This is a genomic window from Chryseobacterium sp. R2ACT005 (genome assembly GCF_049949215.1).
In the GTDB taxonomy this organism is placed as follows: domain Bacteria; phylum Bacteroidota; class Bacteroidia; order Flavobacteriales; family Weeksellaceae; genus Chryseobacterium.
Genome location: NZ_CP188192.1, coordinates 5,193,253 through 5,203,960, shown reverse-complemented (window position 1 = coordinate 5,203,960; position 10,708 = coordinate 5,193,253). Strand labels below are relative to the sequence as shown.

The window sequence follows — 10,708 nt, the reverse complement described above, 5'->3', positions numbered from 1 at the left end:
AGACCAAAAATATTAAAGGCTAATGTTGTTGTAACACTAGCCTTTTTTATTATTTGATAAAAACATTCTCAAATTTCTCCATGACTGTCCGTGGATTGAAAAGTTCAGAATAACAATCCCAGTTTTTATCAGGATCCGGTTCAAAATTATTCAGAATCTGCAGGATATCTTTTTTATCGCTGTATAAGAACGCTTTATCTCCCAAAATCTCAAGATGTGACTTTTCATCAGATCCGGACCATGTTATAATAGGTTTATTTTTAATGGAAAACTCGCCTACCGCCATTCCAAAACTCTCTCCCTGTCTACGGGCATGCAAAAATGCATTAGAAGTATTAATAAATTTCACTTTTCTTTCAACATCTGTTGTAGGAGGAAGGAAAATAATATTCTTGTAAGACCTGAAAAAGTTTCTCTTTACAAATGCATCGGTTCCCATAAAAACAAAATATATATTTTTATTTTTCAGGGCTGTTTTCTTTACAGCATCCATTACGAAATCTATATCAAAAGTTTCGGTTCCTCCGTATCTTGCAAATACCACAGCATCTTTCGGAATATTCAATTCGGCCCGAAGATCACCTCCTATTTCAGGAAGATCTACGATATGAGGAACAAAAGGAAGCTTTCCATCACTCATGGTTTTTGCCAGCCATTCGGAGACATATGCGTAGACATCACCGTAAGGCTCATTATACTTAAAAACCGCATGAATAACCGTTTTAATAAGATCTTGTGGGGTATCCGTTTCCTTCTCACCAGATTTTATCGCATAAAAAAGATCAGCATTTGATTTCTTAATAAGAGCATCTCTTTCCTTTATATCACTATATCCAACAACATTAAACCTTTTTTTAAAACGCCCAATAGCTTCTTCTGCATTATTCGGACTATTTTGGGGATAAAGAATCATTGATTCATTGCCAAGCATTTCCTCATTATAATAAGCGTAATCAAAAAGGGCATTGGAAGTCCCTCTATAACATAATTGATTTTCGTGGAAAATAATTTTCATTTGTTAGTAAATAAGTTAAATTATTTAGCTTCTATCCTATTCAATGACAGAAACAGGAATACGACAATCTTATTTCTGTAGTTTCTGACACAGATTTCATCTGTAAAGACAAAATGCTCTTTCATTGATAAACTAAACTTATAAGGTACAAAAATACATTTTTAATGATAAGACTGCTTGAAATATTCTTTCAGTTGTTCCTAATGTCAGCGAAAATATTTTACAAATATTCATTTTGGTTTTTCGTAGTATAAAGAAACCGTCTCAGCTTTGAGACGGTTTTTTGTAAAATATTAATATTATCTAGTTAGTATGCGTAGAATTCAATTCCTTCAGAAACATAACCAGAAGGTCTTACACTTGATCTTGAATAATAATGATCTTTCCCATTCCAATATCTGTAAATAGGAACTGTATTAGGCTGTTGAGTAGCAAAAGCATTAAACTCAATTCCCTCATCTACATACCCCTGATAATATCCCGGAGTTTTTGTATAGTAGTGATCTTTCCCATTATAATATCTATAAACAGGAACTGTATTTGGAGCTTTATATAAGAATGCGTTGAACTCTGTTCCTTCATAAGAATAACCACTGTAGCTTCCCGGAGTTTTTGTATAATAATGATCTACTCCGTTGTAATATCTGTATACCGGAATGGTATTGAATTCCATATAAACTTTATTGTCTATCAGATACTGATCTACATAAGCCTTAAGCTGAGCTTTTTTAGCAGCATCTTTCACTAAGTCATAGATAATAACCAATCCGTTGTTTCCGAAATCTACCAAAACAGAATTGCTCGTATTAGAGCTGTTCTGCCAGTTGGAAAAGTTGATTTTTGGATTTGACATATCAAGATTCAGTTCTCCTAATAACCCTTTTGATGGATCTCCTCCTCTTGTTTTAAAGGATAATTTTTTAGAATAGTTCATAGAGGATTCTGAAGTATTCACATCATTGGTTACATCTACATCAAAGATATCTTTCATTCCTACTTTTACTCCAATTCTTGCAGCACGGTCACGGCTCTGGCTTCTTGTTTCCGCCTGGAATAAAACATCAAGTTTTGCTCCTGTATAGATATCAAGTGTTACGTGAGTTCCATAATCCTGTACAATTTGTTGTGGCGTTTTTGTCTGCAGATCCTGAACAAATTCTGGAGTAAGATAGTCTCCCAACATGTCTGCAGTTGCATTGAATCTTACTCTTTTTTGTTTAATGGTAAGGTTATAGCTTCCGTAGATGTATTTTCCTTCAAACTTATTGTTTGTAGTTACTGCAGAGTTAAATCCTACTGAAAGTGTTTTCTTGAATAATGGAATACCGGCAGTAACATTCACTTTGGTTGAAACCATTTTAGAATATGCCTCAGCATTTTCACCATATTCTTCAGTATATTCCTGTGAGAAAGTGTTTTCGCTGATCAATCTGTTTGTCTGCTCCACTTTAAAACGATCAATATCAATCACTTTAAAACCAGCTGCAGTTGCATTGGCATATTCACCGGCAACATTATAACCATGCCCTAAGACATCGTAAATTCCGTCTCCTGCAAATTTGGCTGCTGATAATCGGTGATTAGCTTTTGCCGCCGGGCTTTCAGGTGTTGCCTCGTTGCTCAGTTCTTCCGTTGAACATGAACTCATGAAAAGCATCAGTAAACTACTGAAGCAAAATAAAATTTGTTTTTTCATAGTATTAATTAAAAGTTTCCGGCAAATATAATATTCAACACTGAGTGAAAAAAGGAATCACACAATGATATATATCATTATTTAGTGAATTCAACTATGGTTTAACACACCATTAACAAAGAAACAAACTGTCACTTATTTGTGATTTAACAATAAAAACAAATTATAAAAACCAACTTTATTACATCCATTAGAAGATACAAACATTAATATAATACTTTTCCTTTATGAGCTTAATTTTCATAATATAATCAGTCATACATGATCCTTCATGAATTAAAATCATAATCCGAAATAATAAGATTCAAAGCTTTAAAACAGTATTTCACGAAAATCCGCAGAAATAAATACAAAAATTGGAATTAAAAAAAAGAATACCAGGTCATAAATCACCTCTTAAACGCATAATTTTAAGTAAATTTGCAAAAATTAAAATTGAAATGGAGAAAGTAAGAGTACGTTTTGCTCCAAGTCCTACAGGACCATTACATTTGGGAGGCGTAAGAACCGCATTATATGATTATCTTTTTGCTAAAAACCAGGGAGGAGAATTTGTATTGAGAATTGAAGATACAGATACTGCCAGATATGTGGAAGGAGCTGAAGAATATATTGAAGAAGCTTTGGAATGGTGCGGAATAATCCCGGATGAAAGTCCTAAGAAAGGAGGAAAATTTGCTCCTTACAGACAGTCTGAAAGAAGAGACATCTATGACCGCTATACGGAGCAGATTTTAAAAACAGATTATGCTTATATTGCTTTTGATACTGCAGAAGAACTGGATACCATTCGTGCACAATATGAAGCCAAAGGTGATGTTTTCTCATATGACAATAAAACAAGAAACGGTCTTAGAAACAGCCTGACACTTTCTGAAGAAGAAGTTAAAAAACTACTAGACGAAAAGACTCCGTATGTCGTAAGATTCAAAATGCCTGTTGACAGAGTATTAAATCTTGAGGATATCATTCGTGGAAAATTCTCTGTAAATACAAATACTTTAGATGATAAAGTTTTGGTAAAGAATGACGGAATGCCGACTTATCATTTCGCCAACATCATTGATGACCATGAAATGGAAATCTCTCACGTCATCCGTGGAGAAGAATGGCTGCCATCTTTAGGACTCCACACTTTATTATATGAAGCAATGCAGTGGGAAGCACCACAGTTTGCACACCTTTCTTTAATTTTAAAACCTGAAGGAAAAGGAAAACTAAGTAAAAGAGATGGAGATAAATTTGGATTTCCGGTATTCCCGCTTGACTTCAAAGATCCAGCTACTGGCATAGTTTCCAAAGGATACAGAGAAAACGGTTATCTTCCTGATGCTTTCATCAATATGGTAGCATTATTGGGATGGTCTCCGGCAGATGATAAAGAAATTCTTCCTTTAGAGGAAATGATTAAGGAATTTGACCTTCATAAAGTACATAAAGCGGGAGCAAGATTTAGTAAAGAAAAATCGGAGTGGTTCAACCATCAGTATATTCAGATGAAATCTGACGAAGAGCTTCTTCAGATATTGAAAAACACAGCTATTGATTTTGCAGGAGCTTCTGATGAAAAACTGTTGAAAGTAATTCATCTGATGAAAGAAAGAGCAACTTTCCCTAAAGACATCTATGAAAACGGAAAATTCTTCTTTGAAGCTCCGGTTTCTTATGATGAAAAAGCATCTAAAAAAGCATGGAATGATGAAACATCTGCAATTTTAGCAGAATTGGCATCAGCTTTTGCATCTACAGACTTTACTTCAGAGACATTGAAACATACAATGCATGATTTCGCGGAAAGCAAAGGACTGGGTATGGGTAAAGTAATGATGCCGCTACGTTTGGCTTTAGTAGGAGAATTAAAAGGACCGGACGTTCCGGATATCCTGGAAACCCTTGGTAAAGAGGAAAGTACCTCCAGAATAAGCAATGCTATAAATAATTTTAAATAGAATAACCATAATTTTTCATACATTTGAAAGATTTAATTTACTTCAAGAAATGGAATATTTAAGTTTCGAACTTCCTATCAAAGAATTGATGGATCAATACCAGACGTGTTCTTTAGTAGGAGAAGAAAGTGGTGTTGATGTAAAATTAGCATGCAGCCAGATTGAGGATAAGATTTTAGAAAAGAAAAAAGAAATCTATGGAAATCTTACACCTTGGCAAAGAGTACAACTGTCCCGTCACCCGGATCGTCCTTATACATTGGATTATATCAACGGAATGGCAGACAAAGGCAGTTTCTTAGAACTTCATGGAGATAGAAATTTCGCTGATGATCCGGCAATGATTGGAGGATTGATTACCCTTGATGGTCAAAAAGTAATGATCATAGGGACTCAAAAAGGAAGAACAACTAAAGAAAGACAGTACAGAAGATTTGGGATGCCAAATCCTGAGGGATACAGAAAAGCTTTAAGACTAATGAAGCTTGCTGAAAAATTCAATATTCCTGTGGTAACTTTGGTAGATACACCGGGAGCATATCCAGGATTGGAAGCTGAAGAAAGAGGACAGGGAGAAGCTATTGCAAGAAATATTTTTGAAATGGTTCAGCTGAAAACTCCTATCTTCACTTACATCATTGGAGAAGGTGCCAGTGGTGGTGCATTAGGAATAGGTGTTGGAAATAAAGTATATATGTTGGAAAATACATGGTATACTGTAATTGCACCGGAAAGCTGTTCTTCTATCTTATGGAGAAACTGGGATCACAAGGAAGATGCAGCCAATGCATTGAATCTTACTCCAGCAGATGCCTTAAGAGAAAAGTTCATCGACGGAATCATTGAGGAACCACTTGGTGGAGCTCAGTATGATCAGGAGACTACCTATCTAAACCTGAAAAATTCAATTTTACAAAACATCAAAGCTTTCTCCAAATTTACAGGACAGGAGCTTGAAACCCAGAGACAAGATAAGTTCATTGCGATGGGTCAGTTTAAAGGATAAAAATAAAAAGGTTAAGAATTTCTTCTTAACCTTTTTTACTTTAGCTTTCTTCTATTCTAATCTGCAACATTAAGTGCTATTTCAATATCCTGGCTAATCTTTTTCAAGGCAGAATATTTGGCATCACATACCATTGTTGTCATAACATACTCTCCTTTATCTACCAGAATAAAGTTCTCTCCTTTTGCAGGAACACTCAGATTATAATATTTTTTACCGCTTATCTTTACAATAAGATTGCAGGTAGATCTGTTTTTAATATTGATATAAGCTTCATTTTTGCTAGTATCATTATTAAAAAGATGGGTAAGCATTGCTGCTGTTCTTTTATTTTCTTCACTTGGGCCTGCTTTAGATGCTCCTGTAGAAGTACCGGCACTTTTTGCTGAGCCGGCAGAACCTACCGATGCAAACGTAGTTGTTCTTCTTTCTTCTTTTAAAGCTTCAATAGCAGCAGCTGTGTTATTAGAAACAGGCTTGCCATTCGCTGTATAAGTTTTATTTGCAGCAAGTGCTTTACCGCTGTTTAACTCATTATTCTTAACGATATTTTCAATTTTTTCTTTACTGATTGGTCTAATTGTAGGTTTTGCTTCCGGAGAATTACCTGCCATAATAATATCAATAAGTTTTCTTTTAAAATAATCAGTTCTAGCATGTCCAGGATTCTGCTTCAAAAAGCCTGCAATTACTCTTGCTTCTTTTGAAATCTCAGCTTCCTGCTCTGTATAGATAATTACAGTTTCTTTTTCAACAACAGCTTTAGATTTTGTTTTTTTCTTTTTTTGGGAAAAACCAAGTGAGAAAATGCATATAAATAGAAGGAATAAGATTTTTTTCATTAATCAAATCTTTAAAATAGTATTAAATATATTAATAACGTGAAAAGTCATTTTTTAGTTTATCATTAAAATCATTATCTTTGCACTGCTCTAAATTTAAGCTAAAAATTAATACTAATCTTAAATAAAAAAAATAATAGATATTATGTCTTATACACCAGCTGCTGCAGACGTAGCAAAATTGAGAAACCAAACAGGTGCAGGTATGATGGACTGCAAGAAAGCTCTAGTTGAAGCTGAAGGAGACTTCGAAAAAGCGGTAGATATCCTTAGAAAAAAAGGACAAAAAGTTGCTGCTAACAGAGCTGACAGAGAATCTGCTGAAGGTGCAGTAATCGCAAGAGTAAACGAAGACAACACTTTAGGTGTAGTTATCTCTCTAAACTGCGAAACTGACTTCGTTGCTAAAAATGAAGCTTTCATCGAGCTAGCTTACGAATTAGCTGAGATGGCTATCTTCGCTGCTACTAAAGAAGAGCTTTTAGCTACTGATTTCCACGGAATGACTGTTGCTGAGAAATTAGTAGAGCAAACAGGAGTTATCGGTGAGAAAATCGAAATCGGATCTTTCGAAAGAATCCAGGGAGATTTCTTAGGAGCTTACATCCACGCTGGAAACAAAATCGCTGCAATCTCTTCTCTTTCTGCTAAAGTAGACGGAGCTGACGAAGCTGCTAAAGCTGTTTCTATGCAGGTTGCTGCTATGAACCCAATTGCTTTGGACGAAACAAGAGTTTCTCAGGAGACTATTGATAAAGAATTAGAGATCGAAAGACATAAACTTACTGAAGAAGGTAAGCCTGCTAACATTATCGACAATATCCTTAAAGGTAAAATGCAGAGATTCTACAAAGATAACACTTTGGTACACCAGGATTTCATTAAAGACGGAAGTATCTCAGTTGCTGACTATGTAAAATCTGTAAATGCAGATCTAAAAGTAACAGGATTTGTAAGAGTAAGCCTATAAGCTTATTATCTTCAAAAAAAATATTGAATCCCGGTGAATTTCACCGGGATTTTTTTATTCACAAAACCCTTCAACTACAATATTACACAGACTGATATCGGGCGGAATTAAGCAGAATCTCACCATTGAAGCTGCTGACCGGTAAAGAGCCTCCATTTATAAGCCTTTCTGATAAAAATTGTATTCATCGGAAAATCGAATAAAATAAGTCCTAATAAAGAGATATATTTACATATTATCAGACAGACTGATTTGAAACCGAATTACCAGTTTCATATTCAAGATGGCATTTATTTAAAAATTGGTAATATTTTTTTAACATTTATTTACATTTTATTAAAAGTATTTCATTTTTTATTTTAATTTTGTAGAAATCCTAATTCCATACACATGAAAAGATTTCTACTCAGTTTGGTATTAATTTTTTTTACAATTAATACACTCTTTGCACAAAGGGATACCGAGCATTGGATTGCTCCTTATTATGACAGTGTCGGAGGGTATAACAATATGCTATACCTATCCACTGATTCACCAACTCCCATTGATGTAACCATTTACAATAATAACGCCGTAGTTACTACGGTTACCATCAGTAAAACTAACCCACAAACCTATAAGGTTACTAACAGCCTTATTTCTACAGGTACCTCTACTGATGCATTCAATGTGGGCAATAAAGGACTTTATCTAAAAGCAGCAAAACCTTTCTACTGCAGTTTAAGACTTGCTCAAAGTGTTCACGGGGAAGTAATCACCAGTAAAGGAAGGGCAGGAATTGGAAAAACATTCTTTGTTGCTACTGCTCCCAATACCAATACCAGCAGTATTCAAAACTTTACAGCAGGTGTACTTGCTACTGAAGATAATACCAATGTAACCGTTTCATGGAACCCTACTGCCGGAGTAGTTTTTATCAATGGAACTCCTACTGGTAACACTCAATCTTTTACATTGCAGAAAGGACAATCTTTCATTCTTGCAGGATCCGGAACTCAGTCTGCAAACAAGACAGGCTTTATCGGTGCAAAAATAGTTGCTGACAAACCGATAACACTTACCAACGGAAGCTGTAATGCTAACTTCTCCACTGCCCCTTCAGGAAGTGATCCGGTTCTGGATCAGTCTGTACCTGTTGACAGGCTTGGAAGTACTTTTGCAATGGTAAAAACAAGGTCTACTGCTCCTAACCTAAATATGGAAGGAGGGCTTATTGTTGCCACTGAAGATAATACTGATGTGTTTTTAAATGGAGGTGGTACTTCTGTTGCGACACTTGCTGCCGGAGAATGGTACAGAATAAATGAAACCAGCTATGTGGCTCAAGGTACTTCAGGGCATTCAAATATGTTCATTTCTACTACTAAAAATGTATACCTATACCAATTTATTGGAATTATGGGAAGTGATGCTACGAACGGATTCAACTATATCCCCCCATTGAACTGTTTCCTTCCGAGAAAAATTGATGAAATAGGAAAGATCAATGAAATGCCTATTGGTACAGGAGGAGCCAGTGCTGTTCAGGATATTATTGTAAAATTAAATATTTTAACAGAGACAGGAGCAACAGTAATGGTAAATGATAACCCAGTTGCAGCGACAGACGGCCCCTATCCGGTAGCAGGAAATACTAACTGGGTAACGTATGGGATCACCGGAGTAACAGGAAATATTAAAATTACTTCTACAAAGGCTGTAACAGCAGGTATCAACGGAGGATTTAGTTCCGCAGGATACGGAGGTTACTTTGCCGGATTCTCATCTATCCCTGTAATTGCTAAAAAGACAGGTGAATGTGTACCGGGAATCGTTCTTGAACTTGATGATGGGTATGAAACATACCAATGGTACCGTGACGGAGTAATTATTCCGGGTGCAACTTCTTATACCTATACTCCTACACAATCAGGAAATTATACCGTAAAAGTAACAATGGGAACATGTCCTCCTGTGACAACTCCTATCTATAAAGTACAAACCTGTTTAAAGGAAACAACTCAAGCACTTAATGCTTGTTCTACTAAAATTATTACCCCTGCGTTTACTTCGTCAACACAGACTGTGGTACCGACTACCGTAGTAATTTTAACTCCTCCTACAAAAGGAACAGCAGTGGTTAATCCAAACGGAACAATCACTTATACCCCAAATCCTGGATATTTAGGACCTGATAAAATAGTTTATAAATTCTGTGGAAACTCAGTTGAGTTTACAGATTGTGAGCAGATAACACTAAACCTTACTGTAGTACCATTCATTGTAACGGATACTTCTATTAAGGCATGCTGGTATGATGTAGCTCCATACGCTTATTTTGATCTTACGAAAGCTAAAGTAACAGATTATAATGCCGTTACTAAAAAATACTACCGTACTCTGAATGACCTTACTGCAGGTATCAATGAAATCACAACACCAGATAACTTCCCTTCAACAGGAGGATTTGTATATGTGAAAGTAACAACTGCTGAAGGATGTACAGCAAATGCAAAAATCGAATTAATTGTACTTCCAATCAAAAAATCTCCGATATTGGTAGATCAATATATCTGTATGGATGCTAAAACCAACCTGGATGCTGGTTCCGGATATGACTCTTACCAATGGAGCACAGGCGCTACCACCTCAGGTATCAGAGATATAGGTGTTGGAGAATACACGGTAATACTTGGTAAGAACGGATGTTTCCTTACTCAGACAGTAAAAGTTAAAAAAGTTGAAGATCCGGTAATCCAAACGATTGAGCTCAACAACAATACCGCAACAGTAATTGTAAGCGGAGGTAAAGCACCTTATAAATATGCCGTTGACGGAACTGCTAACTGGCAGGATTCAAATACCTTCACAGGCTTAACAAGAGGACAGCATACTTTCTATGTAAAAGACTTCTATAACTGTACTCCTACTGAGGTAGAAATTACAGTTCCTAATCTATTGAATGCCATTACTCCTAATGGAGATAACGTAAATGACTATATAGATTACAGTGAGCTTGCTTATAAAGAAAACCTAAGTTTTGTAGTATATGACAGATATGGAAATATGGTATTTACCGGAAATAAATTCAACAACTACAGATGGGACGGAAAACACTTTGATAAGAAACTTGGAACAGGAACATATTGGTATCATATCAACTGGACTGAATCCAATAAAGAAAAGACTCCAATAAAATATACAGGTTGGATTCTTGTTAAAAACAGAGAGTAATAATTAGTTAAAACCAT

The 10,708-nt window shown here is 35.6% G+C and carries 7 protein-coding genes; 4 read left to right on the top strand and 3 right to left on the bottom strand.

Going from position 1 to position 10,708, the window contains the following annotated elements; all coding sequences use genetic code 11:
* Positions 1 to 49: 49 nt before the first annotated feature.
* Positions 50 to 1,015 (bottom strand): hypothetical protein, encoded by a 966-nt coding sequence (locus tag ACPF63_RS23825; RefSeq protein ID WP_426481547.1) that lies wholly within the window; start codon positions 1,013 to 1,015, stop codon positions 50 to 52.
* Positions 1,016 to 1,322: 307 nt separating this feature from the next.
* A complete protein-coding gene (locus ACPF63_RS23820; RefSeq protein ID WP_426481546.1) occupies positions 1,323 to 2,711 on the bottom strand; it encodes an MAC/perforin domain-containing protein in 1,389 nt (462 codons plus the stop codon).
* A gap of 440 nt (positions 2,712 to 3,151) precedes the next feature.
* On the opposite strand from ACPF63_RS23820, the gene gltX reads away from it, so the two are divergent.
* Both gltX and ACPF63_RS23810 read left to right on the top strand, forming a co-directional pair.
* Entirely contained in the window at positions 3,152 to 4,660 is a 1,509-nt protein-coding gene (gene gltX / locus ACPF63_RS23815; RefSeq protein WP_426481545.1) for a glutamate--tRNA ligase, read from the top strand.
* 49 nt (positions 4,661 to 4,709) lie between these two features.
* On the top strand, positions 4,710 to 5,666 hold the full coding sequence (locus ACPF63_RS23810) for an acetyl-CoA carboxylase carboxyltransferase subunit alpha (RefSeq protein WP_047385949.1): 957 nt from the start codon (positions 4,710 to 4,712) through the stop codon (positions 5,664 to 5,666).
* Positions 5,667 to 5,722: 56 nt separating this feature from the next.
* On the opposite strand, the gene ACPF63_RS23805 is transcribed toward ACPF63_RS23810, so the two are convergent.
* Complete coding sequence (locus tag ACPF63_RS23805; RefSeq protein ID WP_426481544.1) at positions 5,723 to 6,508, bottom strand: DUF6759 domain-containing protein; 786 nt, start codon at positions 6,506 to 6,508, stop codon at positions 5,723 to 5,725.
* A 145-nt stretch (positions 6,509 to 6,653) separates the two neighbouring features.
* On the opposite strand from ACPF63_RS23805, the gene tsf reads away from it, so the two are divergent.
* Both tsf and ACPF63_RS23795 read left to right on the top strand, forming a co-directional pair.
* Positions 6,654 to 7,478: a translation elongation factor Ts gene (gene tsf, locus ACPF63_RS23800; protein ID WP_047385945.1), complete on the top strand. Its 825-nt coding sequence runs from the start codon at positions 6,654 to 6,656 to the stop codon at positions 7,476 to 7,478.
* 390 nt (positions 7,479 to 7,868) lie between these two features.
* Positions 7,869 to 10,691 (top strand): gliding motility-associated C-terminal domain-containing protein, encoded by a 2,823-nt coding sequence (locus ACPF63_RS23795; RefSeq protein WP_426481543.1) that lies wholly within the window; start codon positions 7,869 to 7,871, stop codon positions 10,689 to 10,691.
* The last annotated feature ends 17 nt before the right edge of the window (positions 10,692 to 10,708 follow it).

What these genes read in the sequence shown, in the direction of transcription:
- ACPF63_RS23825 (WP_426481547.1), bottom strand. Translation starts at nt 1,015, where the DNA reads ATGAAAATTATTTTCCACGAAAATCAATTATGTTATAGAGGGACTTCC.
- ACPF63_RS23820 (WP_426481546.1), bottom strand. Translation starts at nt 2,711, where the DNA reads ATGAAAAAACAAATTTTATTTTGCTTCAGTAGTTTACTGATGCTTTTC.
- gltX (WP_426481545.1), top strand. Translation starts at nt 3,152, where the DNA reads ATGGAGAAAGTAAGAGTACGTTTTGCTCCAAGTCCTACAGGACCATTA.
- ACPF63_RS23810 (WP_047385949.1), top strand. Translation starts at nt 4,710, where the DNA reads ATGGAATATTTAAGTTTCGAACTTCCTATCAAAGAATTGATGGATCAA.
- ACPF63_RS23805 (WP_426481544.1), bottom strand. Translation starts at nt 6,508, where the DNA reads ATGAAAAAAATCTTATTCCTTCTATTTATATGCATTTTCTCACTTGGT.
- tsf (WP_047385945.1), top strand. Translation starts at nt 6,654, where the DNA reads ATGTCTTATACACCAGCTGCTGCAGACGTAGCAAAATTGAGAAACCAA.
- ACPF63_RS23795 (WP_426481543.1), top strand. Translation starts at nt 7,869, where the DNA reads ATGAAAAGATTTCTACTCAGTTTGGTATTAATTTTTTTTACAATTAAT.